Annotated in this window: 24 protein-coding genes; 10 read left to right on the forward strand and 14 right to left on the reverse strand. The window is 39.7% G+C overall.

Annotated elements, in window-relative coordinates; all coding sequences use genetic code 11:
• Positions 1-66 precede the first annotated feature (66 nt).
• Positions 67-1,239, reverse strand: a complete 1,173-nt coding sequence (locus tag E7303_RS07515) for an ABC transporter substrate-binding protein (RefSeq protein WP_292144581.1) — start codon at positions 1,237-1,239, stop codon at positions 67-69.
• 195 nt (positions 1,240-1,434) lie between these two features.
• On the opposite strand from E7303_RS07515, the gene E7303_RS07520 reads away from it, so the two are divergent.
• Positions 1,435-4,002, forward strand: coding sequence for a bifunctional diguanylate cyclase/phosphodiesterase (locus E7303_RS07520; protein WP_292144582.1), 2,568 nt, complete (start codon positions 1,435-1,437; stop codon positions 4,000-4,002).
• Between the two features lie 20 nt (positions 4,003-4,022).
• On the opposite strand, the gene E7303_RS07525 is transcribed toward E7303_RS07520, so the two are convergent.
• The 8 genes from E7303_RS07525 to E7303_RS07560 all read right to left on the reverse strand — a co-directional run bounded on the left by E7303_RS07525 (position 4,023) and on the right by E7303_RS07560 (position 13,535).
• Entirely contained in the window at positions 4,023-4,775 is a 753-nt protein-coding gene (locus tag E7303_RS07525; RefSeq protein WP_292144583.1) for a response regulator transcription factor, read from the reverse strand.
• 48 nt (positions 4,776-4,823) lie between these two features.
• Positions 4,824-6,470 carry a sensor histidine kinase gene (locus E7303_RS07530; RefSeq protein WP_292144584.1) on the reverse strand — a complete coding sequence of 549 codons (1,647 nt, stop codon included), beginning with the start codon at positions 6,468-6,470 and terminating at the stop codon, positions 4,824-4,826.
• Positions 6,463-7,491 (reverse strand): extracellular solute-binding protein, encoded by a 1,029-nt coding sequence (locus E7303_RS07535; protein WP_292144585.1) that lies wholly within the window; start codon positions 7,489-7,491, stop codon positions 6,463-6,465. Before E7303_RS07535 ends, E7303_RS07530 begins: the two co-directional genes overlap by 8 nt.
• Before the next feature lie 30 nt (positions 7,492-7,521).
• The gene (locus tag E7303_RS07540) at positions 7,522-7,830 is read right to left on the reverse strand and encodes a hypothetical protein (RefSeq protein WP_103869130.1); all 309 of its coding nucleotides are present in this window, start codon (positions 7,828-7,830) and stop codon (positions 7,522-7,524) included.
• Between the two features lie 147 nt (positions 7,831-7,977).
• Positions 7,978-11,052, reverse strand: coding sequence for a DEAD/DEAH box helicase (locus tag E7303_RS07545; protein WP_292144586.1), 3,075 nt, complete (start codon positions 11,050-11,052; stop codon positions 7,978-7,980).
• 57 nt (positions 11,053-11,109) lie between these two features.
• Complete coding sequence (locus E7303_RS07550; protein WP_292144587.1) at positions 11,110-12,075, reverse strand: acyltransferase family protein; 966 nt, start codon at positions 12,073-12,075, stop codon at positions 11,110-11,112.
• Between the two features lie 43 nt (positions 12,076-12,118).
• A complete protein-coding gene (locus E7303_RS07555; RefSeq protein WP_292144588.1) occupies positions 12,119-12,619 on the reverse strand; it encodes a shikimate kinase in 501 nt (166 codons plus the stop codon).
• 130 nt (positions 12,620-12,749) lie between these two features.
• Positions 12,750-13,535 (reverse strand): histidine phosphatase family protein, encoded by a 786-nt coding sequence (locus E7303_RS07560; RefSeq protein WP_292144589.1) that lies wholly within the window; start codon positions 13,533-13,535, stop codon positions 12,750-12,752.
• Between the two features lie 788 nt (positions 13,536-14,323).
• Here E7303_RS07560 and E7303_RS07565 point away from each other — a divergent pair.
• On the forward strand, positions 14,324-15,394 hold the full coding sequence (locus tag E7303_RS07565; RefSeq protein ID WP_292144590.1) for a hypothetical protein: 1,071 nt from the start codon (positions 14,324-14,326) through the stop codon (positions 15,392-15,394).
• Between the two features lie 121 nt (positions 15,395-15,515).
• On the opposite strand, the gene E7303_RS07570 is transcribed toward E7303_RS07565, so the two are convergent.
• From E7303_RS07570 to gap, 5 genes are all read right to left on the reverse strand, one after another.
• Positions 15,516-16,739 carry a hypothetical protein gene (locus E7303_RS07570; protein WP_292144591.1) on the reverse strand — a complete coding sequence of 408 codons (1,224 nt, stop codon included), beginning with the start codon at positions 16,737-16,739 and terminating at the stop codon, positions 15,516-15,518.
• A 53-nt stretch (positions 16,740-16,792) separates the two neighbouring features.
• Positions 16,793-16,981: a hypothetical protein gene (locus E7303_RS07575; RefSeq protein WP_292144592.1), complete on the reverse strand. Its 189-nt coding sequence runs from the start codon at positions 16,979-16,981 to the stop codon at positions 16,793-16,795.
• A 218-nt stretch (positions 16,982-17,199) separates the two neighbouring features.
• On the reverse strand, positions 17,200-17,946 hold the full coding sequence (tpiA, locus tag E7303_RS07580; RefSeq protein ID WP_022773064.1) for a triose-phosphate isomerase: 747 nt from the start codon (positions 17,944-17,946) through the stop codon (positions 17,200-17,202).
• Between the two features lie 101 nt (positions 17,947-18,047).
• A complete protein-coding gene (locus tag E7303_RS07585; protein ID WP_292144593.1) occupies positions 18,048-19,283 on the reverse strand; it encodes a phosphoglycerate kinase in 1,236 nt (411 codons plus the stop codon).
• A gap of 70 nt (positions 19,284-19,353) precedes the next feature.
• Positions 19,354-20,379 (reverse strand): type I glyceraldehyde-3-phosphate dehydrogenase, encoded by a 1,026-nt coding sequence (gap, locus tag E7303_RS07590; RefSeq protein WP_292144594.1) that lies wholly within the window; start codon positions 20,377-20,379, stop codon positions 19,354-19,356.
• A 197-nt stretch (positions 20,380-20,576) separates the two neighbouring features.
• On the opposite strand from gap, the gene E7303_RS07595 reads away from it, so the two are divergent.
• From E7303_RS07595 to E7303_RS07630, 8 genes are all read left to right on the forward strand, one after another.
• The gene (locus E7303_RS07595) at positions 20,577-21,410 is read left to right on the forward strand and encodes a histidinol-phosphatase HisJ family protein (RefSeq protein ID WP_292144595.1); all 834 of its coding nucleotides are present in this window, start codon (positions 20,577-20,579) and stop codon (positions 21,408-21,410) included.
• Between the two features lie 9 nt (positions 21,411-21,419).
• Positions 21,420-22,412, forward strand: coding sequence for a transglutaminase-like domain-containing protein (locus E7303_RS07600; protein ID WP_292144596.1), 993 nt, complete (start codon positions 21,420-21,422; stop codon positions 22,410-22,412).
• Positions 22,413-22,422: 10 nt separating this feature from the next.
• Positions 22,423-23,478 carry a type II secretion system F family protein gene (locus tag E7303_RS07605; RefSeq protein ID WP_292144597.1) on the forward strand — a complete coding sequence of 352 codons (1,056 nt, stop codon included), beginning with the start codon at positions 22,423-22,425 and terminating at the stop codon, positions 23,476-23,478.
• Positions 23,479-23,482: 4 nt separating this feature from the next.
• Positions 23,483-23,824: a hypothetical protein gene (locus E7303_RS07610; protein ID WP_292144598.1), complete on the forward strand. Its 342-nt coding sequence runs from the start codon at positions 23,483-23,485 to the stop codon at positions 23,822-23,824.
• A gap of 13 nt (positions 23,825-23,837) precedes the next feature.
• Positions 23,838-24,332, forward strand: coding sequence for a DUF4860 domain-containing protein (locus E7303_RS07615; protein WP_292144599.1), 495 nt, complete (start codon positions 23,838-23,840; stop codon positions 24,330-24,332).
• Positions 24,333-24,854, forward strand: coding sequence for a hypothetical protein (locus E7303_RS07620; RefSeq protein WP_292144600.1), 522 nt, complete (start codon positions 24,333-24,335; stop codon positions 24,852-24,854).
• A gap of 3 nt (positions 24,855-24,857) precedes the next feature.
• Positions 24,858-25,268 carry a hypothetical protein gene (locus E7303_RS07625; RefSeq protein WP_292144601.1) on the forward strand — a complete coding sequence of 137 codons (411 nt, stop codon included), beginning with the start codon at positions 24,858-24,860 and terminating at the stop codon, positions 25,266-25,268.
• Between the two features lie 176 nt (positions 25,269-25,444).
• A complete protein-coding gene (locus E7303_RS07630) occupies positions 25,445-25,807 on the forward strand; it encodes a response regulator (protein WP_022773049.1) in 363 nt (120 codons plus the stop codon).
• The last annotated feature ends 96 nt before the right edge of the window (positions 25,808-25,903 follow it).

Genomic DNA, 25,903 nt, shown 5'->3' on the forward strand with positions numbered 1-25,903 from the left:
TGTTATGTCCTCCTTGTTAACTCAAAAAATGGAGCGGATGTATGACATCCGCCCCAAATAAACACATTATTCTGTCTTGAAACGATCGTCTGCAGCACTTCCAAGTGCAGTCATAACTTCTTCTACATAAGTAGTTGTATTCTGTTTAGCATCTTCAAAGTCGTAATCCATAACATTTTCAGGATCAAGACCAAACTCTGCTGCTACTTCAGGCTGTTTTGCATTATCAATTACAAGGAACTGATATGAGCCGTTCTGTGCAGCAAGTTCTACGCAGTCAGGGCTGAGTGCATATTCGATCCAAAGCTTAGCTGCATTTGGATGTGCACATCCCTTAAATATAGCTGTTGCGCCAACTTCGAAAGATGTTCCTGATGAAGGAATGATAAGTCCTACATTGCCATATCCGTTGTCAACGATCTGTGTGATTCCATCGTGAAGGAAGCCAATACCTACAACGCACTCACCTGTACCAACGTTCTTTGATGGGCCAGAACCTGATTTTGTATAAACTTCGATATTCTTATCAAGATCAACAAGATACTGAATACCCTCGTCATGTCCATATTTCTGGATCATAGTATTGATAACAAGTTTTGCTGTTCCTGCTGTATTGTAGTTTGAAAGCCAGATAAGGCCTTTGTACTTCTCATCAAGAAGGTCCTTCCAATCGGCCGGCTCATCAATACCCATACGTGAAAGCTCATCCTTATTTACCATGAATCCAAGGATTCCTTTGTAGATTCCATACCACTGGCCCTGAGCATCGCGGTATTTGTCACTCAAAAGATGGCTTGCATTTACTGCCTCATATGGCTCCAAAAGTCCTTCTGAAGCTGCTACGTTATAAGGATCTGTTGTTCCTCCAAACCATACATCTCCTGAAGGATTTCCGTTTTCCTCTTCAATCTTGCTTTGTACTTCACCTGTTGATAATCTCTGATACTGAACTTTGATTCCATAAAGTTCCTGGAAATGCTCACATGCAGCTGCTAAATATTCTTCCTCACAAGAACCGTAGACAATAAGTTCCCCCTCTGCCTTTGCAGCTTCAATGATCGCATCAAGGCCACCTGCTTCTTCTACAGGTGCTTCTGCCTGTGTCTCTGCAGGAGCTGTCTCCTCAGTCTTTGTCTCAGCTGCAGGAGTCTCTGTAGCTGCAGGCTGACTCTGAGAGCCACAGCCCATAAGGCCTAACGTCATAAGTCCTGCCAATACCAACGCTAATTTCTTTTTCATTTTCCTTCTCCTTTCCAAATGAAATAAACATTTGATAAAAAAAGCATAAATCATTTAAGTTTTTAGCTATACCTAAATTTCTGTTTTAATATCCGATTTTCTGAACCATTTTTTCTGTGTTGTTGTCATTTTTGTGATAAAATTAATTTGGTATTATGTGACATGTTTGTTTTTCAAAATATTCAGGAGACCGCGTTGGAATCAAGTAAAGGCAATAATTCTGATTTTGAAAAATATATTTTGGATAACCTGGACAGGGCTTTGGAAGAAGAATGGATAAAAGCTTACCATCAGCCCTTGATTCGCGCTGCAAACGGCAGAGTTTCCGACGAAGAGGCCTTTGCACGATGGGAAACACCAGATGGTGATATCTATCCCGCTTCTCTATTTGTCCCTATACTTGACAAGCATAACCTGACCTATAAACTAGATCTTTACATGGTAAACCGGGTTTTGGAAAAGTTAAAAAGCCAGGCATCACATGATCTTTTTATTGTTCCCGAATCAGTAAATCTGTCCGGGACAGATTTTAAATGCTGTGACATGGTATCTGAGATCATAAAACTTGTTGATAAGTCAGGGCTTTCAAGGGAAAAACTCTGCATTGAACTGTCTGAAAAAGATATTTCTTCAGACATGGATTATTACAAAGATATCATAGATCGCTTCAGGTCAGCCGGCATCAAAGTTTGGATGGATAACTACGGAAGTGGCTACGCATCTCTTTTGATCCTGTTAAAGATTCATTTTGACCTTCTTAAGATAAATGATGCTTTTACTCATCTGATTGGCAAAGACGAAGCCGGCCAAATACTCCTCACCGAGGTTGTAAAGACTGCACTTTCACTTGGAACAGATACTGTTGCTGAAGGAATTGAAACAAAGGAACAGGCAGACTTTTTGACAGAGATAGGATGTACCAAGCTTCAGGGCTTCTACTATGTTCATCCGGTATCACTATCAGACATTGTCGAAAGAAATGAAAAAGGCATACAGATCGGTTTTGAGAATCCCGAAGAGTCCTCTTACTTTGAACAGGTAGGAAAAATAAACCTCTATGACCTGTCACTTTCTCAGAATGATGACAAGCCCCTTTCCGATTATTTCGATGCTACTCCTATGGTAATTTTTTCAATAGGTAAGGATAAAGCAACATTTGTCAGATGCAATAAGAGCTTTCGAAATTTTATATTAAAAAAATTTCCTGAGTTCAAAGAAATAAATGAGATTGACTACTCTTCAATAAATCCGGGAGTTGGTTACTACTCTTTTAATGCCGCCAGGCAGTGCGCAGCGGATGGAAGAAGAGTGATAATCGATGACAGAATGAATGACGGAAGAATCGTTCAGCTGCTCATGTTCAGGATTGCAGTAAATCCTGTTACCGGTGACGCAGCTGTTGCTACAGTAATTTTGTCTGTTTCTGACCCCGACAGTAAGGACTCACTGACTTACAACTACATAGCAAGAGCACTCAGCGAGGATTATATAACACTATTCTTTGTGGATCTGGATAACGATTCTTTTACCGAGTATTCTTCCCATGGCGAGAGTCGCGATATATCTTTTGAAAGAAAAGGTTCTTATTTCTTTGACCTGGACAAGGACGACTTTGATCCTCCGATCATTGAAGAGGATAAAGAACAGTTCAAAAAATTGTTCACAAAAGAAATAGTAGCAAGCGAACTTGAAAAGAATGGAGTATATTCCGTTGTTACAAGAATGCTTATTAAGGGTGTCCCGACCTTTGTCACTGTTAAAGCGGTAAAAGTTAAGGGAAAAGGAAATCATGTAATTATCGGCATTAACAACGTTGATAATCAGATAAAAGCCCGTGAAGTACTTGAGCATGCCAAGGAAGAAGAAATAATATACTCCAGGATCGGCGCTCTCTCAGGCAATTACATATACATTTTCTCCGTTGATCCTGTTACAGGTCACTATAAGAAATATATTCCAACAAACAAACGTGTTGCCTCAGAGCTTCCTGAAGAAGGCGATGATTTCTTTGGGGATATGATAAAAATCACTCCTAAAATTGCCTATCCGGATGATGTGGATGATATATTATCTGCTTTTACCAAAAAAAAGGTGATGAAACATGTACGGTCTGCCGGTGTTTTCGAACACCGTCACAGGCTTTTATATGGTGATTCCTTTATATATGTTGCTATGAGAGCTGTTATGGATAAAAAAGGCGGAGACGAAAAGCTGGTCGTCGGCGTTCTTGATATTGATGAAGTTGTACGACGCGAGCAGGAATACAACGAAAATCTTTATGCTGCAGAAAGCAAAGCCATCATCGACGAGCTTACGGGCATAAAGAACAAACATGCATATGCCGAAACAGAGCTCATGATGAATGAAATGATCTCAGACGGCACCATCGAAGATTTTGCCCTTGCGGTATTTGACTTAAATGGTCTCAAACAGATAAATGACACTCTGGGTCATCAGGCTGGTGACGAATACATCCGGAAAGGCTGCTCCACCATTTGTAGCTTTTTCAAGCGCAGCCCTGTATTTAGAATTGGTGGTGATGAATTCGTAGCAATAATCCAAGGTCCTGATTACCTTAACTGTTCAGCTATCATGACCAACTTTAAAAAGCACAACATCAAAAATCAGTACAAAGGCGATGTTGTAGTCGCAGCCGGTCTCTCTAAATATACGAAAGGCGACAAAACACTATCCCAGATTTTTGAGCGTGCTGACAAAGAAATGTACAAAAACAAAAACGAGATAAAGCAGCTCAATAAATGATGCCTGAGGTGGCACATGTGTCACTTCACAAACTCTGAAGGCGAAGAGCCGGTGTAGCGCTTAAATACTGTATTGAAGTGTTTGTAGTCGGAAAAACCCGTAAGATCGGATACTTCATAAACTTTGTATTTACCGGTTTCAAGAAGCTTTACTGCCTGCTGAACCCGGTATTTATTCAGGAAATCAAGATAGCTGGTCCCTGTGGATTCCTTGAATTTGCGTGACAGATAGCTTGAAGAAACTCCAAATCGGTCGGAAAAGATTTCTATGCTGATCTTTTCCGAATAATGGAGCTTGGTTTCATCAAGGATCTGCTGGATATAATCATTTTCTTTGTCAGTTTTTATGAATACATCTGAGCTCTTTTGCTCTATCTGCTCAAGGCGATGCTCCTTCTCTATCTCAGATATCACTTTGGCTATGCTGGCCTTTAACTCTTCCTCGTCTACTGGCTTCATAAGATAGGCAGAAACTCCAAGATTTATAGCTTTTTTGGCATAATCAAAATCCGCATAGCTGGTAAGAATGATCGTTTTAAGATCGCTATTACCATCATCCTCCCCTGCCCGCCTTATCATCTCGATGCCATCCATTACAGGCATCATGATATCAACAAGCACTATGTCAGGCTCAAGCTCTTTTATCTTCTCAAGCCCTTCCCTGCCGTTTGCAGCTTCGCCAACTATGGTACAGCCCATGCCTACCCAGTCCATGGTATAGGCTATGCCTTTTCTTATGATATCTTCATCCTCAACAATCAATACTCTATACATAATCCCTCATTCTATGTTTTTTACTCCGTCAAAAGCCTTCCCCTATCATCAGATGTGCTTTGGAATAGTGAGCCTTACTATTGTCCCCTTATCCTTAACACTAGAGATATCAAGGCCGTAATCCCCTTTATACATCAGGCGTATCCTGCGGTGGATATTGTAAAGCCCATAATGCATCGTTGTGTTGTTGTCTTCCTTTAGGTTATCACGTATTTCTTTTAACTGCTTTTCTTCTATTCCTGCGCCGTCGTCTTCACATATAAACACCAGCATTTCCTGCATCTGATAGCCTCTTATGCTGACGCACAGCTTTTCCTTGGTGCCAAAGCCGTATTTAACAGCATTCTCCAAAAGCGGCTGTATGAGAAGCTTTGGAATAAGGCATTCCATTATATCCTCTGCCACATCCAGCTCATATGCAAAGCGCTTGTTAAACCTTATCTGCAGGATATTCAGATAATACTGGAGGTTATCCAGATCTTCTTTTACCGTGACCTCTTCACGAACCTCTCTGATACTATAGCGTAAAAGACCTGACAAAGAAACGATCATCTTGTCGGCAGCTGCTGCATCAATCCTTGCCATAAATCTGATATTATCCAAAGTGTTAAAAAGAAAATGCGGATTAAACTGACTTTCAAGCTGCTTAACCTGGGAAAAAGCAGCGTTTTCTGCCAGTTCTTTGTTTTGCTCTATCTGGTCCTTAAGGCCCTGAAGCATCTTGTTAAAGTCATTTCCAATTACCATGAACTCTGTGCTGCTGTCTATATCAAGGCTCACGTCAAAATTGCCGTTCTGCACTTCTTCAAAGGCATCTTCAATCTTCTTTATGTCCTTTGTGTACTCCTTTGAACTCTTGGATGTACTGCGTATGGTAATAAGAGCAATGGCAATAAAAATAATTATTACTATGGCGACCATTACCCAGATAAGCTCAATGCTCTTTGAAATATCATTGATCGTGTAGAGCACAAGGCCTTTGTCCGTTTTATTCGAGAAGACATAATACAGTTTCCCGGCCTGCCTCACATATCCTGTCCTGTTGTAAAAAGAGCTGTCTATCTGGCCGTACGCATCCTGCATCATCTTGGTGTTGCTGGCATAAACCCATCCGCTATTGTCAGTTAAAATAACAAATCTGTCCTGGACAACTATTGCACCTGAAACAACTTCATTTGGGACAATATAGCAAATAGCATATTTCAAGGTATTTCCTTCATAAACACCTTTTCCTATGCAGAGATTTTTACCGTATAAAACGGTTGCAGTTTTCCCTTCATTCTTTTTTATGCTGTTCCAAACGCCCCAATTAGCGTATTCTTCAGCAATCAAGAACTTAGGAGTAGTTCTTTTGCTTGAAAAAAGAACTTTTCTGTCACTGGAAAGTATAATAAGATTTCCGATATCCCCAAATGAAGCAGTCCTGTTATAAAGCGCAGAAAAGATACTATCCCAACTTTCTTCCGCAAGAATGTCATCTACATCATCCATCATTTCATAGTAAATATTCATGATTCTTTTTATCTCGTTACATGATGCAGCGTTATCGGATTTATTGGAATCCTCCATGAAATGTATCCACACTATTGCAAACAGGACAAAAACAGCCATTACTATTGCCGCTACAGGAACAATGGAAAATCTTATGAAAGTCTTTCTTATGTTTTCCTGAAAGGAGCCTACATTCTTACTCATTCGCAGCCTCCTCGTAAAGCTCTAAAAACTTATCTGTCCAAATATCTTTATTTGCGATAACCTTCTCCTTATCCACGGTTATCTTTTTCATCTCATCATAGGAAATGACCATATTTGACGGGTCCACATCCTTGCGGACAGAGCGTCTTCCCAGATTTTTAGCCATGAACATCTGGGCATCTTTTGATGTGAGAAAATCAACAAGCCGCTTTGCCTGCTCGATTCTTTTTGAATCCTTATTTATGTATATTCCGTCAGGCGTTGAAACTACGCCCTCCTTCATGTATATGATCCCTATATGCTTTCCACTTTTTAGCATGGTTACCGCTGCTTCCTCAAAGGTAAGTCCCACAAGGAACCTTCCATCTGCGACACCTTTATACACCTCAGACGAGCTATCGAGCATGTTTCCATCCAGCTGTCCGATCAGTTTTTTAACATAGTCCCAGCCTTCATCAGGATTTCCATTTCCCATGGCATAGAGCATATTTACCAGCTGTTCAAAGGAAGATGAGGATTTATAGGGATTAGCAAAGGCAATTTTCCCTTTAAGTCTCTCGTCTAAGAGATCTTCGTAGCCATTAACTTCAATGTCTCCAATAATGTCATTATTTACCATTATGATGCTTGGAACATCAGAAAAACACGTAAACTCATCGCTTACGTTCTTACACTCTTCAGAAAACACCGATTTATTCAGGGTATTATAGGCATAAAAAAAATCTTTATATGGGCCAACAGAAAGAATAGACCCTCCCCAAAGAAGGTCTATATCATCTCCGGAAACAATATCTGAAATTGCAGCTGAAGTGCCGCTACTGATTATTTCAACAGAAATCCCTGTCTCATTCTCAAATTCCTGAACAAGAGGGATAATGAATTCCGTAGGATGGGGTGAAACCACAACAAGTCGTTCCTGTGCCACCGGTTCATCCGCCTGCCTTGTATTAAAAAGCAAAAGGCACACCCCTATTACTGCTATGAATAAAGCAATCCCCACGAGTAGTCTAAATCTAGTCATGAATCTAATGCGTTCCCCCACAAAAAACAATTACTCTCCGCTTCTGTCTTCCTTCATGGTCTGCTGACCACTGTTCCTGATCATATTGATTCCTTCTATGGCTACCTGATAGATCATAGCCATCTCACGGGAAGCAGGGTCATTGTAGCTGCATTTAGACTTAAGAGTTTTAAAATGCTGCTCAGCCTTCTCAATGACAGGTTTTGTGATCATTATTCCATCGCAATACAGCGTTCCTGTCTGAGCATCATATTTTGATTCTTTATATTTTGTCTGTGCAAAATCCCCAGCACCCATGCTTGCTGCAAGCTGATTTATAAGATCTTCTCTTCCTGACATCGATATCCCCTCCTGTTTCAAAAGATTGCATTTTTCTCTAAAAAGTAATTATATTATAACGCAACGCCACTGATATCATTAATAAAAAACTGTAAAATCTAAATCTTAACAATTAATTCTACAATTAATGTATTGTAATCATGCCCTTCATCCAAGCAATTCAAGCAGCTCTTCTTTTGAAAGTTTTGGCGTACTCAAAGCGTCAGAATTAAGGAGCTGATCAGCAAGTTCCTTCTTTCTGTTCTGGAGATTTATGATCCTCTCTTCGATTGTATCTTTCATAACAAGCTTATACACAGTAACCACATTCTTTTGCCCTATTCTATGGGCTCTGTCCGTGGCCTGATTCTGAACTGCCACATTCCACCAGTGGTCATAGTGGATAACTATATCGGCTGCTGTGAGATTAAGTCCTGTTCCACCCGCCTTTAACGATATGCAGAACACGGGCGTATCATCTTCCTGGAATGCATCAACCATCTTTATTCTGTCTTCTTTTTTAGTTGCCCCCGTCAAAAGATAATGCTTTATATCCTCTTTTGCAAGTCTCTGCACCAATCTGTCCAGCATTGACGTAAACTGTGAAAATAAAAGAACTTTGTGTCCGCTTTCAGCCGCACTCTTTATCATTTCGATCACAAGATCCACTTTAGCTGCGCCGCCATCGTAGTTGTCATAGATAAGTCCCGGGTCGCAGCATAGCTGCCTGAGTCTTGTGAGCTCAGCCAAAATCGCAATCCTGTCTCTTGTAACCTCTTTTTCATCTTTAGAATTAACTAAAAGCTTCACCCTCTGAACATGGGCTCTGTATAGTTCTTCCTGAGGCTTTGTCATCTGAGCAACAATTGTCTCCTCAAGCTTATCCGGAAGGTCTTTCAGCACGTCTTTTTTAAGGCGCCTTAAAACAAATGGAGATATCATCCTCTTTAGATGTTCCATCTCTTCGTTGTCACCATCAACTGTAACCGGAATCTCAATGCGCTCCTTAAAGCTCTTATAGTTAAAAAGATATCCCGGCATGCAATAATCAAATATGCTCCAAAGTTCGCTCAATCTGTTCTCGATAGGAGTTCCGGTAAGCGCCGCCTTAAATGACGCCTTTATGCCTTTTACAGTCTTTGCCACCTGGGTGGTTGGATTTTTGATGAACTGAGCCTCATCAATTATCATGCACTCAAAAGATAAGTATTTATAAAGCTCTGCATCACGTCTTAGAAGGTCATAGGAAGTTATGATAATATCAGTTTTTTCTTCATCAATCTCAGATGTAACTCTCTCCCTGTCAGGCTTTATTCCTACTGCAAGCTCGCATTTTAGCTGTGGTGTGAACTTTTTTATCTCATGCTGCCAGTTATAGACAAGGGATGCCGGGCACACTATAAGGCTGCAGCGATGTTTGTCGCCGTTCTTTTCCTTATCTTCTTTTATGGACAAAAGAAGTGACAATATCTGCAAAGTCTTTCCCAGGCCCATATCATCGGCAAGTATTCCGCCAAAGGCATTCCTTTTTAAAGCCTTAAGCCAGAAAAATCCTGTCTTTTGATAGTCTCTAAGTACCCCCTTAAGGCTTTCAGGTACCGTAAATTCTTTTTCATAATCACCGGCAAACGAATTAACGAGGTCCTTAAAATCCCTGCTCTTACTGATATAGTTATAGTCGAAGTCTCTGCTCTGCTCAGATAGATCTTCCAAAAACAGTGCCCTGAACCGCGGAACGGCAACATGGCCCTCCTCAAGATTCTTTTTGGATAGCATAAGGCCGTCGGAAAGAGAATAAATAACTCCCATTTCCTTGCTGGCAAGGTCAATTACATCTCCGTTTTTAAGCTTAAAAAACTTCCTTTTTCTGTCATACTTATGAAGTATCTCATCCAGTTCTTTTACCGAAATATCCTCTGGATTTATAGATACTTCCAAAAGATCTGAAACAAAAGAAACACCGAAATTCACCTTTGGCGCAGCTTTTATATTTATCTTGTGGATGGCATCAGAAAGATATACCTCGCAGAGCCTTTCAAGCTGTGGAAGGCTCTCAGTCAAAAAGCCATATATTTTATCTTCGCTGTAATCATCAGCCTTTAGTAAAAGAAGGCCCTTTTTGCTATCAAGCTCATCAAAGAAGGGGCTTATACTCCTAGCTGTCTGATTCTCCTGATACAGGTCTCTTTTTATCTTTATTTCTTTTTCTGATTCCTTATCTGAAGCACTCTCCGGATAATCCGTCGCAAATATATGATAGATCTCTTCATTTATGGTATCGGAATTATATACTGCCTGAACATCACAGGAAATAGTGAGATGATCCGGCATATCCACATATACCCTGAACTTAGGCACATCAGGGGAATATCTTGATGGATCAAATCCGTCAAAACTCACGTTCATATATTCCTGAAGAACCGGTAAAAGACCTGTAGTGAAAAGCGTCAGATCTTTTTCCGCGATAAACAGCTCATTGTCTGTTCTTCTGGCAGAAAGGAAGTTTAAAAACGGCAGGATCTGCGCCACATCCTTTCTGGGGATCACATGAATCTTTTTGCGCCTCTCAAAATAAATATTGGAGTGCCCTTCAAACATGGTAAAAGAGCTGGTCTCAAAATTAACTCCGGTTGCAGTCTTCTCGATATTTAGATCAATTTCAGGGAATACTATGGCCTTTTGAAGGAGCCTTTCTTCTGTGAAATGAGCTCTGAAATCCGCATTCACAAAATAGAGTTCGTCAACAGAATTCATGAACTCATCTATCTGGACTCCGGACAGTTCGATCTGCTTGCTGTGCCCTTTACCATATGGATACAAGGATGCATTTTTTTCTCTGAAATAATCATTTAAAAACTCAATTATCCTCTGAGTTTTATCTGAAAATGCTGACATGTCATGGGTAAAGGTAAGATGCTTGCCATAGCTTACTGTCTCTCTTTCAGCTACAGCAGTAACAAAATCCGAAATATCTTTTAATACATAGCTTACTCCACCGGCACTTAAAATGTTAAAACTAAGCTGCATCTTGTCCCTGTTATAGGAAACATGGGGCTCAAGCTCGACAAGCGCAGTCTTTTTGTACATTGCAGGTGAAGTGCTTTCAGGCGAATATGCCTTTAGAAGTTTCTTGGTCTCAAATGAAGTGTAATGGTACTCTTTGGGAGCATCAGAAATAAACCGTCTCCCTGAGGCGGTGACAAAGGTACTTCTTAAATTATCATCTTTACCATTAGTATTCATCTCAATATTTTATTATAGCACAGCAAAGCCCTACTTTCCTCAAGTAGGGCTAATATGTCAGTCTTTTTGAATAATAAGCGCGCTGGATATTTTGCTGACAAGCCTGTTATAGGCTGTATTTAGTACCTGTAGTGATAAACAGAAGCATATAACAAGGGATAGCATAACTGCGGCACCCACGTTGCTCCAGGTATTTGAAAAAGATAAAACCTTAGTCTGAGCTACAGCCTTGATAACAAAAATATGGACAAGGTAGATACAAAGGCTGTTTCTGCCCAATATTGTAAAAAAGTACTCTTTTGAAGGCATAAGACCTATCAAGCTAAAAGTAATGATAAATGCCAGTACCATCATGACAATTCTCATCTCAATTCCGGCCACATTGCTAACCTTAGTTGATGAATAAGACTGGATATACTCATACATCTTAACCGGGATGATTCGTTTGTAGTATAGCGCTATTGTTAATACTATACTTCCGGCAAGTGCCAAGGCCAGATACAGCTTTTTTATCTTCTCTATCCATTTATAAGAAAACTTGTATCCTATCAGGAAAAAAGTAAAAAAGCACACTGCCCTTGATATAGACATGAATCTGTCAGCATTTGGACATGTCCCGATGTAAAGTGTAAAAAGAATTGAAAGGGGCACTGCAAACCTTATACCGGCAATCGCTCCCACAGATATTCTCCAAAAACACAGGCACAAGAGATACCAGTAAATAAGCTGTGGAAACAAGAAATTAAATGGTGAATCCACATGCCATGGTGATATTGCAAAAAGCGTATTAAATATCAGATATGTTACAAGGTATTTGACAACAACTTCTGATACAGAGCTTTTTGATCTGCTGGCAAAATACCCTGAAATAAAAACAAAAGCCGGCATATGGAATGAATAGATAACTGCTCTTAACGCTCCATATGTGTCCTTGACTCCATATAAATATTCCAGCGAATGTCCCAAAACCACCAAAAATATCAACAGAGCCTTTATATTATCAAATTTAAAATCTCTTTTCATAATTTCCCCTTACCTGTCATAATCTAACAGGTAATATATACCATTAGCTGATTGCTGAGAGAATATCAGCGATTACTTCTTCCATTGTATGAGTTCCTTCATCAATGGTGTAATCAGCATATTTTTCGTATAGAGGAGTTCTTTCGTTGTAAAGTGAAACTAAAGACTGTCCTTCTCTCATAACAACTCCGCGCTGCTTAACATCATTTAAGCGCTTGGTAAGGACATCCATAGACACCTTAAGATACACAACTTTTCCTATATTTTTGTAGTGCTCCATGGCTTCTTTTCCATACACCACACTACCACCGGTGGAAATGACAGTCTTTTCAGTTTCAATCTCGGAATTGATCCTGTTTTCCAAATCTACAAATCCATCTATTCCTTCTGCTTCTATAATCTCAGAGAGCTTTCTTCCATCCTTCTCCTGAATAACAATGTCTGCATCTACAAAGTTATACCCAAGAATCTTCGCGAGGATTACACCTACTGTGCTCTTTCCGGAAGCAGGCATACCTATCAGTATTATATTGTTTTTTTTCATAATCGCTCCATTTTTCCAGCCTATTGATAGCAGGTCAAAAGATATATCTCCCTGCTACCACGCATACCAGGTAACTATATCACACTTAAGGCAATTGAACCAATCGTATTGGATCAAAAAAAAATAATTATCAGTGTCGTTCGTCCATATTCTCATACTTTTCGCAGAATCTTGCGGAAAATGAAGCTTTTTCGCCGCCCATTGATAAATGAGTTGTATCTCCAACCCGAAGTGTCCTGAAAGTTACAATACCTTTTTCACGCTCCTCAGTTACAACTTCAGTAACTGACGTAGGAGCTGTTGCAAGGAACTGAAGTGGAACAAATGGTGATACATTCCATAAATGTGATAACAGCACACCGGTTATACCGAAATGACAAAAGAAGGCCAGTGTCTTGTCGTTGCCATCATCAGTTTTATATATGAACCCCTCTCTTTTATACCCATGGTCTGAAAGCAGCGCGTCAAAATTTTGTATGACATTATCGTATTTAGTGAGCATATCAGATGCCTTTACAAGGTCTGAATCACGCCATCCATTAACATCAAAAAGCTCAGGATGATCACCATAGTATGAAGGAAGCATATCCCATAATATACGCTTGTGATATATCCCTGTACTTTCATCTTTTATCAGCTCTGTTTTATATGCCCTTTTTGTCTCATCATCCGCAATATTCGCATCAAATTCAGCAGGAAACTCTCTAAGCCAATCGCAGGTTGTAGCTGGCATATTAAGCTCTTTTAACGAGTAATCTGCTGTAGCCCTTGCTCTTCCCAGAGGTGAGACAAAAACTTCATCTATGTCTAAGTTTTTAATCTGTTTTGCCAAGAGCTGAGCTTCCACTTTGCCCTTATCTGTCAATCCATCAATCTCGTAATTCGGGTCTCCGTGCCTTATAAATATCAGTCTCATTATTTGTATTATCCTTTTCTTATGTTGATCGCCAAAACATTACTTCTCTACTATTTTTCAATCTATGATAGCACGTTTTTTGACATAGATACACGACAGATGGTTACTATTCACAGTTAACCCGCTTATATTGTTTAAGATTTTACTACAAGCAGGCCTTTTACCTAACGTATTTGCATTTTCGGAAATGTCTGTCTTGTTATAGACTTTCTTGATTATCAGGATTTACGTTATCAGGATTTCTTGGTTTACGGATAATTTTGACCTTAACGAACCTACTTATCCGTACTTTTTTAGGTTTTTGGTGGTTATATTTCCTAGATTACGGATAAGATTGTCTATAATGAGCCGACTTATCCGTACATTTTTTAGGTTTTTGGTAATTTTGATTCTTGATTTACGGATAATTTATCTATGTATCTCTTTTCTTATCCGTACTCATCATGCAAAAAGAGATTCTGAAGAGCCAAATAGTACGGATAAAATCATGTTTTAAGACTAATCTTATCCGTACCACCCTGGAATCTCACCGAATCTCACTCCTAAAACAGCTCTTTTCCTGGGAAATGTAAGGATAAGAGACCTTGTCCCAAGTATTATTATACACAACACGCAGGATTAGGGCTCTCCACCTTATTCTTATTTATCTGTGAGCTAAAACGGTAGAACCCATTGATTATAAATTATATAGGTTTATATATTTTTATATAGGTTTCTTGAATTATATAGATTTATATAGTATTATATAGGAAAGTAAAATTATATAGATTTATATAGGATGGTGGATTATGGCAAGTAAAAACCCTTATACAATAAGTTTTGGAAAAATTCCGACTCAGTTCATCAGTAGAAGTAGCATAATTGACAGCATTACTGATGCTCTTGACAGTGAAAACCCCGATGAGCAGGCCTTTAAGCTAACAGGAATCAGAGGAACTGGCAAGACAGTAACATTAACAGCAATTGAGCGCTATTTTAGAGAAAGAGATGAGTGGATTGTTATTGGAGTACGCCCTGACGCAGAAATAATGACGGATATTGTATCAAATCTATATAGTGCTGTGCCCGCTTTGACTAAGTTCATAGATGCAAATCTAAACTTATCTGCTTTTGGAATTGGCCTTAACCTTTCAAAGAAGAGTCCTGCAACAAGCATGGATTATGTACTTAAAACGTTATTAAAAGAACTTTCAAAAAATGATAAGCGGCTTCTCATAACGATTGATGAAGCAAGAAAGACAAAGGGCATTATTGATTTTATACAGGAGTTTCAAATTCTCATAAGGGAAGAGCTCCCGATAAACCTTGTGGTTGCAGGGCTTTATGAAGACATCGAGAGTATAGAAAACACTGACGGCCTTACTTTTTTCCTCCGTGCCACGAAGTTTGAGATGACTCCTCTGAATATCACCTATATAAGATCAGATTATCAGAATACTTTAGGCGTATCCTATGATGATGCAGAGAAAATGGCATTTATTACAAAGGGATATGCTTTTGCATATCAGGTGCTTGGAAAATACGTATGGGATTCTGGTAAAAAAGCCCTTACAAAAGAAGTCATTATGAAGTTCGACGAAGTTTTAGCAGATAAGGTATATAAGAAGATATGGAGTGAACTGGCACCTAAAGATAAGTACTTCCTGAGCTTTATTGTAAAAAAAGACAAGATGGAAGCAAGTGAACTATTGGAATTAACAAAGCAGAACCATAGCTCGTGGTCTATTCCCCGGGCAAGGCTAAAAGAAAAGGGAATTATTGATGTAGAAACTCGTGGAGTTGTATCGATCAAACTTCCAAGATTTAAAGAATTTGTAGATGAGCAACTTGCTCTCGAGGGTGAACTACAAAAAGCATGAAAAAGCGGGCATCTGAGGATGCCCGCTTTTTATATCACTTATTATACGTTGACAATCTTCCTAAAGGTTTATATAAAAAAAAGGATACCTTCTTCAGGTATCCTCTTGAAATAATCATTTCTCATTCCGCATGAAATTCAGGCCGTCCAAGCGCTTCCCACTCCTGTCTTGAACGTTCCTCATCCTCAGCCGTGACTTCAACAAATGGCACACCCCATGCAGCCGCTCCAGCATATGGATTAGTACCATACCCTGCATTTACAGCATCAATTTCTGCCTGAGATACATATTCATATCGCAAAAACTCTTGATGTCCATTAATTATTTTTACAGGAATATTTTTTTCGTAATACGCTCCACTACCTCCTGATTGTTGAATAGTATCTGAACCAGCTGAAGACGCCTGAGAAGATATTGAAGCCTTCTGCACTTCTGATACTACCCCGGTCTCTTGATTAACCGTAGATGTAGCAGAATCAGTAATTACTCTGCCCTTATCATTTACACCAATATTCCCCCATTTGGTCGTTGCAACTACTTTCTGAATGCCCTCTGAAATCTCATTTATCCCTTCAAATTCGGTTCCTTCTGTAGTATCTGATAATTCTATCCCATCTGTACTAAATATTGGTAATAAAGCCAAATTATTTGATACAGTAATACTATCTCCTTCTTTGTACTCAGCATTCTCTGAGTCCTGTTCTTCAGACCACCCTTGAAATACCCCTTTGTATATTTCGGCTTGCGCTATATCCCTATTGAACATATCCGTAATTCCCTTATATCCATAGATTCTTGTTCCATCCTCTTTGTCATCATATTCAAAAACAAGACATATGCCACTATTAGTTGGCTCTTCTTTTGTTATTACCCTAACAGGGTAGACTGTATCATCCTCTGAATTAACCATATATATCAACTCGTAAGGGATGCTAAGATTTTTTAGTATTATATTCTTCCCCTCTTCGTCTACAACCGCACGCTCTTCAGGACACACACGCTCTCCATCCAAGCAGTAATATCCCTCTTCATCCAGTGTAATATCAGACAAATTCATGTCTTCGACTAACTTAATACCCTCGTAGTCAGGAATTACAATTTGCTCTCCGTCATTGACAACTATTGCTTCATTCGCTGCATCTGTGAATGATACAGTATATTTTGTTATCGGAGGAAGTGTCTGTTCCTCAACCTCCGCCTCAGTACTTACCGCACCTGCAGCCTCTTCGACCGTTTCTATTTGTTCTTCAACACGCTTTTCAGTGCCATCTTCTGGTGTAGCATTCCCACATCCTGAAATGCATATTGCTACTAATGACAACATTAAACTCAACTTAACTCTCATTCTTTTTCCTCTTACTCAAAAATTTAATACCTTATTTGGTTATTATAATCCCTTTAAGTGTTATGGTCGCAATATTGAACATTAAAAGACAATAAAAAAAGAGTAAGATTTCTCTTACCCTCTTTTTCTCTGCCATTATATGGACATAATGCAGGGTCAGGATATTTACTCTGGATTATGCACTCATACCTTCCATTTTTTAGCTTTCTTACCGAGCCTTCGCCATTTCTATTGTTCTTCATCTCTACACCTCATAAAAATCCTTACTACTATCACTTAATATATCATAAAAAAATGCAAGTGATACCAGCTATATTTCACAACCTCAAAAGTGATATTATTTAGTGATACCTAAAAGAATACAAAAAGGGATTTATTGTTAATATATAACAATAAATCCCTCAAAATGTGCTATATATTGTGGTTATCCTTGTAGAAAACCACCAGTATTTTTTAACTATTATGCATTGACGATTTTACCGAAGTCTGGCTTAAGTGAAGCTCCGCCAATGAGACCACCATCGATGTTCTCCTTAGAAAGAAGCTCAGCAGCGTTGCCAGCGTTCATTGATCCGCCATACTGGATACGAACTTCATCAGCTGTAGCCTGATCATAAAGCTTAGCAATAAGCTTACGGATAAGTCCGCAAACTTCTTCAGCCTGGTCAGCTGTAGCTGTCTCGCCTGTTCCGATTGCCCAGATAGGCTCGTAAGCGATAACAAGTTTCTTAACCTGATCAGCTGTTACGCCATCAAGATCCCATGTGATCTGTCTCTCAATCCATTCCTTGTATGTGTCAGCCTTACGAAGTGCAAGTGACTCACCACAGCAAAGGATAGGTGTAAGACCTGATGCAAATGCCTTCTTAACCTTCTGGTTAATGAGGATATCGTTCTCACCGAAGATATCTCTTCTCTCTGAGTGTCCGATAATAACATACTCAACACCTGCATCCTTAAGCATAGGAGCTGAGATCTCACCTGTAAATGCACCGTTATCTACGATGTAGAAGTTCTCTGCACCTACATGTACGTTCGTACCCTTAACAGCCTCTGCTACAGGTACGATATCGATAGCTGGAACGCAGTAAACTACGTCTACAGCATCATTCTTTACTAAATCTTTAAGCTCAGCAACAAGTGCAACAGCCTCGCTAGGAGTCTTGTTCATCTTCCAGTTGCCTGCGATAATTCTTCTACGTGCCATTTTTTATCACCTCTAATATTTTATTCAAAGGAAGTTCTGCTCTCGCTTACGCTCGCCAGAACTAAGTAGTAGTCTAAGCTCGATAAAATCTCGCTAAGACATTACTTATCGTCAGCAGCGTATACGCCAGGAAGCTTCTTGCCTTCAAGGAATTCAAGAGAAGCTCCACCACCTGTTGAGATGTGGCTCATCTTGTCTGCAAAACCAAGCTGGTTAACAGCTGCTGCACTATCACCACCACCGATGATTGTTGTAGCTTCTGTCTCAGAAAGTGCCTTAGCAACTTCCTTAGTACCATTTGCAAGAACAGGGTTCTCGAATACACCCATAGGTCCGTTCCAAACTACTGTCTTAGCAGACTTAACAGCTTCTGAGTAAAGTTCGATAGTCTTAGGTCCGATATCAGCGCCTTCCTTGTTTGAAGGAATCTTATCTGAATCAACGATTGTTGTAGCAATTGATGGGTTGTCGATAGGGTTAGGAAACTCATCGATGCAAACTGTGTCGATAGGAAGAAGAAGCTTCTTGCCTAACTTCTCAGCCTTTTCCATCATCTCTTTACAATAGTCGATCTTGCTGTCATCAAGGAGAGAGTTACCAATCTCATATCCCTTAGCCTTAAGGAATGTGTAAGCCATACCACCACCGATAATAAGTGTATCGCACTTCTCAAGAAGTGTGTTGATAACATTGAGCTTATCAGCAACCTTTGCACCACCAAGGATAGCCACGAAAGGTCTTACAGGATTCTCTACTGCATTTCCAAGGAAGTCAATTTCCTTCTGCATAAGATATCCAACAGCGTTATTTCCGCCTTTTTCTTTGATGTACTTTGTTACAACTGCTACAGAAGCATGTGCTCTGTGAGCTGAACCGAATGCATCACAAACATAATCATCAGCAAGATCAGCAAGCTCTTTTGCAAAAGCCTCACCAGCCTCTTCAGGCTTTGTCTCTTCCTTGCCTCTAAAACGAGTATTCTGAAGAAGAACAACATCTCCCTCTTTCATAGCCTCTACAGCACCTGTTGCTGCAGCGCCTGTTACGTTGTAATCATCAACAAACTTAACGTCCTTGCCAAGCTTCTCTGAAAGTCTCTTAGCTACTGGAGCAAGTGACTCACCCTCGTTAGGGCCATTTTTAACTTTTCCAAGGTGTGAGCAAAGAATAACCTTGCCGCCATCCTTTATAAGCTTTTTGATTGTAGGAAGAGCTGCAACGATTCTTGTCTCGTCTGTGATCTCGCCGTTCTTAAGAGGTACGTTGAAATCGCAACGAACAAGTACGCGTCTGCCCTTTACGTTGATGTCATCAACTGACTTTTTGTTAAGACTCATCTTTTTTGTCTCCTTTTCGTTTTAAAAAAGGTCCGGTCCATTTGGACCGGACCTTTTAGTTAATCCTTAATTACTTAACAAACTTTTCAAAATATTTGATTGTACGAACCATCTGTGATGTGTATGAGTTCTCGTTGTCATACCATGAAACAACCTGAACTTCATAGAGGCCATCGCCGATTGCTGTAACCATTGTCTGTGTAGCATCGAAGAGTGAACCATATGTCATTCCAACGATATCTGAAGATACGATCTCATCCTCGTTGTAACCGAATGTCTCAGGATCTGAAGCCTTCTTCATAGCTGCGTTGATAGAATCCTTTGTTACTTCTGTAGCTGACTTAACAACTGCGAAGAGAAGTGTTGTTGAACCTGTAGGTACAGGAACTCTCTGAGCAGCTCCGATGAGCTTGCCGTTAAGTTCTGGGATAACAAGACCGATAGCCTTTGCAGCACCTGTTGAGTTAGGAACGATGTTAACAGCGCCTGCACGTGCTCTTCTAAGGTCACCCTTTCTCTGTGGTCCATCAAGGATCATCTGATCACCTGTGTAAGCATGGATTGTAGCCATGATACCAGACTGGATAGGTGCAAAATCGTTAAGAGCCTTAGCCATAGGTGCTAAGCAGTTTGTTGTGCAAGATGCAGCTGAAATGATGTTGTCATCTGCTGTAAGTGTCTCGTGGTTAACGTTATATACGATTGTAGGAAGATCATTTCCTGCAGGAGCAGAAATAACAACCTTCTTTGCACCAGCGTTGATGTGAGCCTGAGCCTTTTCCTTTGATGTGTAGAAACCTGTACACTCAAGGACAACGTCTACTCCGATTTTTCCCCAAGGAAGGTTATTAGCATCAGCTTCCTTGTAGATTTTGATTTCCTTACCGTTTACAGTAATGGAATCCTCGCCGTAAGATACCTTATCAGCGTATTTGTACTTGCCCTGTGATGAATCATACTTAAGAAGGTGTGCAAGCATCTTAGGAGCTGTAAGATCGTTGATTGCTACGATCTCTGTTCCTTCGTGCTCAAACATCTGTCTGAATGCAAGACGACCGATACGGCCAAAACCATTGATTGCTACTTTAACTGCCATTTTAAGTTCCTCCTAAAATGAATTATATATTTAGTTGCTGTTACAATATCATATTTGATAAATTTTTATCAGCAACTCTTATTCTAATAAACTTTTATGCATAAATCAAGTAAGATTGTAAAATTTTATGCTAGAATATGCTTAAAAAATACTAAACATGTACTTCTCAATATTGATAACTTTGGAGCAGGGATAATATGAATAAATTACTTCCACCGGACTATCACATGCACACCCACAATTCAGGCGACAGTCAGGCGCCAATGGAAGATATGATCTTATCTTCTATCAGGCAGGGACTTAGCGAAATCTGTTTTACAGAGCACCTGGACCTGAATTATCCTCTTTTACCGGATCTTCCACCGGACCCATTTATGCTCGATGTTGATGCTTATTATAAAGAATATTCATACTACAGTGATAAATATAAGGACCAGATAACTATCAAATTTGGCGTTGAAGTAGGAATGCAGGATGACTGCGTAAAAGAAAATCTTGAATTTGTCAAAGAGCATGACTTTGATTTCGTTATAGCTTCACAGCACCTTTTAGAGAAAAGAGACCCTTTCTACAGCGATTTTTGGGAAGCTGATACTGTGGATAATATTTTCAATAAGTATTTTGATGAAACCCTGGAGAACATCACGAAGTTCACGGACTTTGACGTTCTTGGGCACCTTGATTATATATCCCGCTATGTTCCCAAGGGCGATGATACCTATTCCTACAAAAGATATAGTGAAAAGATCGATGCGATCCTTGAGCATCTTATAAAGAATGACAAGGGTCTGGATCTGAACTCAAAAGTCCTTGCATATGAGGATATGGATCTTTTGCCCAATCCATGCCCTGAAATAATAAAAAGATATAAGGAAATGGGCGGAAAGATAATCACTTTTGGCTCAGATGCCCACACTCCCGACAGAGTTGCGACGCATTTTGATGTCATGACAGATATTGTCAAAGACTGTGGATTCACTGAATACTACACCTTCAAAAAAAGAATCCCCACAGCACACAAACTATTGTAAAATATAATAATGAGGATTAATCGTTTTTTTGATAAAAAAATATTTATAGTTTCAGGCATGATCCTGTTTATTCTTTCCGGGTGTGGAAGCAGTGAAACTGTTTCTGAGTCTCGCACTATTCCCTCTGACTCCAGTTTCGGAACAGAGGAAGCGGACACAGCTTCTGCTCCTGTAAAGGGCACCAGGGATAATACGCCTGTTTGCCTTGTTCCTGAAGCGAGCGGAACTGTTACCTATGAGAATGAATTTGCTCATCTTGATGCTTCCAACTCTTCTGAAGGATACGTGATCGTCAGATATACCGGCGAATCGCCCAAGGTCAAACTTCAGATAACAGGACCTGATGAAACTACATATACTTATAATCTAAATTCACAGACTCCCACTGATGAGGTTTTCCCTCTTCAGTCAGGCAATGGTGAATACCTTGTAAATGTTTATGAGAACATAGAAAAGACTCAGTATTCTATGGTCTTTTCCCAGATGGTCGAGGTAAATATTTCCAATGAATTTTCACCTTTTTTATATCCCAATCAATACGTCAATTTCACAAAAGATGATGCGGCTATTTCCAAGGGGCAGGAGCTTAGTTATTCCTGCAACAACGATCTGGAAGTTGTCTCGTCAATTTACAATTTTATGATTGACAACATTACCTACGACTACAATGAAGCTGAAACTGTCCAAAGTGGCTATATTCCTGACATTGATGAAGTTCTTTCAACCAAAAAAGGAATATGCCTTGATTATGCAGTACTTATGAGCAGCATGCTGCGAAGTCAGAGAATTCCTACCAGAATGGAAGTCGGCTACGCAGGAACTGCTTATCACGCGTGGATAAGCACCTATATCACAGATGTTGGCTGGGTGAACGGAATCATTGAGTTTGATGGCACAAAATGGTCACTCATGGACCCGACCTTTGCATCCAATGTCAATGAAAAAGAACTAAAGAGCTTTATTGGAGACGGATCAAATTACTCCGTAAAATACATCTATTAGGGAATGGATTATGAAAACAAAAAGAAAAATCAAACAGCTAAACAGCTACGAAATATCAAGTTTTTGCAGGCAGCTTGCTCTTCTTTTAAGGGCCGGTATTGCTCCCTCTGACAGCATTGAGATATTAACTCAGGACACTGATGATCCTTCCATAAAAGAGATCCTTGGTTCCATCAGTCAGGTTTTAAGGAGCGGCGAAAAATTCCATGTTGCCCTGACTATGAGCGGAGTTTTCCCGGACTATGTCTCTCACATGGTAACGATCGGTGAAGAATCCGGAAACATTGATGTAGTTATGGACTCTCTTGCTGACTACTACGAAAGGGAAGACAGCATACAATCCAGTATAAAAAGCGCCATCAGCTACCCTCTCATCATGGTATTTATGATGCTTGTAGTTGTACTGGTTCTTGTCTTAAAGGTCCTCCCTATTTTTGAGCAGGTCTTTGCACAGCTTGGGACAGCAATGAGCGGTTTTTCACAGTCACTGTTAAGTCTGGGAAATATTCTTAACAGATACTCCTTTATACTTGTAGCGGTTCTGGTTCTTTTGGCAATTTTATTTTTCTACATCACTTATACCATCTCAGGCCGCCAGGCATTCAGAAAATTCATCGGCAGATTCGCGCCGACCAAAAAGCTTATGCAGGAGCTTGAAAGTGAGCGTTTTGCCAGTGGAATGGTCCTGACTCTTTCAAGTGGCATGGACACCTTTGAAGGTCTTGCCCTGGTAAAAAAGCTTGTGGAATCAAATGAGATGAAAGAAAAAATCGATAAATGCAAAGAAATGCTCATCGACGGAAGCAGTTTTCCTGAAGCTCTTTTGGCTTCAAAAATATTCACATCATTCTATGCACAGATGGTAGATGTTGGATTCAAATCCGGATCAATGGATAAGGCAATGAAACAGATTGCTGACAGATTTGAGCGTGAGACCCAGAGAAAGATCTCATCAATAATATCTATTATAGAACCGACTTTGGTAATAATACTCTCCATAATAGTAGGAATGATCCTTTTATCAGTGATCATGCCACTTATGGGCATCATGACATCTATAGGATAAGTAAATGACAAACAGGTTTGAAAAGAAAAGCAAAATATTAAACATATCTGATACCGCATACAGGATCCTTTCGGCAGTCATTTTTGCTGCTATTATCCTCTTATTTTACTTTGCTGTTGACGCGTCAGGAAAAAACACGATTGAAAAGCAGCAGGAATCGCTGGAAAGCGCATTGGCCAGAGATATTGTGCAGTGCTACGCAATTGAGGGAATGTATCCTCCGGATCTGACATATCTTGAAGATCATTACGGGCTCACCTATGACAAAAACACCTTTTTTGTGGATTATCAGCCCATTGCCTCGAATCTTTATCCCGATGTAACAGTCATCAAAATAAACAATTAAGCAGGAAAAACATATGGAATATGTGAAGAATAAACATCATATTGTAGATGTGACATTCATACTGTGTCTCATGCTTTTATTTATACTGTCTGCTCTTTCCGTTATTTCTTTGGGCGCCGGTATCTACAAAAAGAACGTGGAAACCATGGAAAGCAACTATGATCACAGGACCGCCTGTGCTTATATCACTGAAAAAGTCAGACAATCTGATAACAATGGTGCAATCTTTGTCACAACCCTCTTCGATCAGAACACTCTTGTTTTGCAAGAGGAAGTCAATGGAACTTTATATAACACTTATATTTATGACTACAACGGATATCTTATGGAGCTTTATGCAAGAGCGGATCTGACAAGCTTCTACCCGCAATCAGGTCAGAAGATCCTAGAAATCAACTCTTTTGATGTTTCCTATGCGTCGGAAGCTCTTTTATCTGTAAATATCGTATTAGCTGATGGCGAGAACGAAGCCGTCTACATAGCCAAAAGAAGCACAGAGGAAAACTAAATGAACCAGAGAAATAATTCAAGAACAAGCCTTTTCCTTATGGAGCTTATAGTTGCAGTTTTTTTCTTTTCACTTTCTGCAGCAGTGTGCGTAAAACTTTTTGTAGCATCCCATGAGATGGCTGACAGAACGGTAAACTTAAATCACGCTGTCACATGGTCCCAGTCCCTTGCAGAAAGCTTTGTCAGCGCAAAAGGCGACATAAATGAAATCGGCAGATACTACCCTTCTGCATTTCTTTCAGAAGAAAATCTCATAATCTTTTTTGATGATAACTGGGAATATATGGATGGCAATTCAGCAAAAGCTTCTTTTGAGGCAATACTGAGTACCAAAGAGATTCCTGCAGATGAAGCATACTCGGATGTTACAAAATATAATGTAAAGCTCAAAGGAAACGCCATCTGCGGCACAATCAAGATCATAGATGTCAGGAAGCTTTCTGAACCACTTTTTGAAGCCTCTGATGACGATCCGAATGTCATCCACAGCATATCTGTTGACACATACATAGGAGGATAAATAATGGCAGGAAGTCAAAGACCACCGGGCGCCCATGTAGGAAGTGCCTCCATTCTACTTATTTTTACAGTTCTAAGTCTCATATCGTTTGCCTGCCTTTCCCTTGTAAACTCAAGAGCAGACTACACTTTAAGCGATAAACTTGCAGAACGCGAACGGATATACTATAATGCTTGTCACCAAGGAAATGCTTTTCTTGCGGCAGTAAATTCAGGGTATGATTTAGGAATGGTTGATGGTATAATAAAAGAAAGTATACCAATTACCGATAATCAATCTCTTGATATTACGATAACTACTAATACTGCAAACAATTTGAGCATTTCAAACAATTTCTACAGCATAACGCAGTGGCAAATCGTTAACCACGAGGATTTTGAGTATGATTACTCACTTCCCGTTAAGCAAAACTAATTTAATTGTTAAAATATTTTTCTCAGAGACTTTATCAAATTTTAATTATTTGCATAACGATTTAACGCTTATTTTTAAAATGTTGTGATACAATAGATTATGTACTGAACTACATTAAATTTTAAAAAGAAATTGTTTTAATTGTCTCATACTAAATTACTTATTGGAGGTTCAATATGGGAAAAAGAATACTCATTACTGATGATGCCGCTTTCATGCGTATGATGCTTAAGGATATCCTTTCCAAGAATGGATATGAGATTGCTGGCGAAGCAGAGAACGGAAAGATTGCAATCGAAAAATATAATGAGTTGAAACCCGACCTTGTAACTCTCGATATCACAATGCCCGAGCTTGATGGTATTGGAGCCCTAAAGGGAATTAAGGCTGCAGATCCTAATGCGGTTTGTATTATGTGCTCTGCTATGGGTCAGCAAGCAATGGTTATAGAATCTATTCAGGCTGGTGCCAAGGACTTCATCGTTAAGCCTTTCCAGGCTGACCGTGTTCTTGAGGCCGTTAAAAAAGCCATCGGATAATAATACTTTTGCGAATCGGGTAGGAGGGAGTGATTAGCTCCCGTCCTCTCAGTCGAGTAAGTAAGGGGAGTTTCACCCCAAACTTCTCACGGAACC

Origin of the sequence: Butyrivibrio sp. (assembly GCF_015056685.1) — a bacterium.
Lineage (GTDB): Bacteria > Bacillota > Clostridia > Lachnospirales > Lachnospiraceae > Butyrivibrio.

Excerpts from the sequence above, each read along its gene's own strand:
- E7303_RS07605 (WP_292144597.1), top strand. The coding sequence starts at position 22,423 with ATGAAAACAAAAAGAAAAATCAAACAGCTAAACAGCTACGAAATATCA.
- E7303_RS07550 (WP_292144587.1), bottom strand. The coding sequence starts at position 12,075 with ATGAAAAGAGATTTTAAATTTGATAATATAAAGGCTCTGTTGATATTT.
- E7303_RS07545 (WP_292144586.1), bottom strand. The coding sequence starts at position 11,052 with ATGAATACTAATGGTAAAGATGATAATTTAAGAAGTACCTTTGTCACC.
- E7303_RS07615 (WP_292144599.1), top strand. The coding sequence starts at position 23,838 with ATGGAATATGTGAAGAATAAACATCATATTGTAGATGTGACATTCATA.
- E7303_RS07585 (WP_292144593.1), bottom strand. The coding sequence starts at position 19,283 with ATGAGTCTTAACAAAAAGTCAGTTGATGACATCAACGTAAAGGGCAGA.
- E7303_RS07565 (WP_292144590.1), top strand. The coding sequence starts at position 14,324 with ATGGCAAGTAAAAACCCTTATACAATAAGTTTTGGAAAAATTCCGACT.
- E7303_RS07525 (WP_292144583.1), bottom strand. The coding sequence starts at position 4,775 with ATGTATAGAGTATTGATTGTTGAGGATGAAGATATCATAAGAAAAGGC.
- E7303_RS07535 (WP_292144585.1), bottom strand. The coding sequence starts at position 7,491 with ATGACTAGATTTAGACTACTCGTGGGGATTGCTTTATTCATAGCAGTA.
- E7303_RS07600 (WP_292144596.1), top strand. The coding sequence starts at position 21,420 with ATGAGGATTAATCGTTTTTTTGATAAAAAAATATTTATAGTTTCAGGC.
- E7303_RS07610 (WP_292144598.1), top strand. The coding sequence starts at position 23,483 with ATGACAAACAGGTTTGAAAAGAAAAGCAAAATATTAAACATATCTGAT.
- E7303_RS07515 (WP_292144581.1), bottom strand. The coding sequence starts at position 1,239 with ATGAAAAAGAAATTAGCGTTGGTATTGGCAGGACTTATGACGTTAGGC.
- E7303_RS07540 (WP_103869130.1), bottom strand. The coding sequence starts at position 7,830 with ATGTCAGGAAGAGAAGATCTTATAAATCAGCTTGCAGCAAGCATGGGT.
- E7303_RS07570 (WP_292144591.1), bottom strand. The coding sequence starts at position 16,739 with ATGAGAGTTAAGTTGAGTTTAATGTTGTCATTAGTAGCAATATGCATT.
- E7303_RS07560 (WP_292144589.1), bottom strand. The coding sequence starts at position 13,535 with ATGAGACTGATATTTATAAGGCACGGAGACCCGAATTACGAGATTGAT.
- E7303_RS07620 (WP_292144600.1), top strand. The coding sequence starts at position 24,333 with ATGAACCAGAGAAATAATTCAAGAACAAGCCTTTTCCTTATGGAGCTT.
- E7303_RS07630 (WP_022773049.1), top strand. The coding sequence starts at position 25,445 with ATGGGAAAAAGAATACTCATTACTGATGATGCCGCTTTCATGCGTATG.
- gap (WP_292144594.1), bottom strand. The coding sequence starts at position 20,379 with ATGGCAGTTAAAGTAGCAATCAATGGTTTTGGCCGTATCGGTCGTCTT.
- tpiA (WP_022773064.1), bottom strand. The coding sequence starts at position 17,946 with ATGGCACGTAGAAGAATTATCGCAGGCAACTGGAAGATGAACAAGACT.
- E7303_RS07555 (WP_292144588.1), bottom strand. The coding sequence starts at position 12,619 with ATGAAAAAAAACAATATAATACTGATAGGTATGCCTGCTTCCGGAAAG.
- E7303_RS07625 (WP_292144601.1), top strand. The coding sequence starts at position 24,858 with ATGGCAGGAAGTCAAAGACCACCGGGCGCCCATGTAGGAAGTGCCTCC.
- E7303_RS07595 (WP_292144595.1), top strand. The coding sequence starts at position 20,577 with ATGAATAAATTACTTCCACCGGACTATCACATGCACACCCACAATTCA.
- E7303_RS07530 (WP_292144584.1), bottom strand. The coding sequence starts at position 6,470 with ATGAGTAAGAATGTAGGCTCCTTTCAGGAAAACATAAGAAAGACTTTC.
- E7303_RS07575 (WP_292144592.1), bottom strand. The coding sequence starts at position 16,981 with ATGAAGAACAATAGAAATGGCGAAGGCTCGGTAAGAAAGCTAAAAAAT.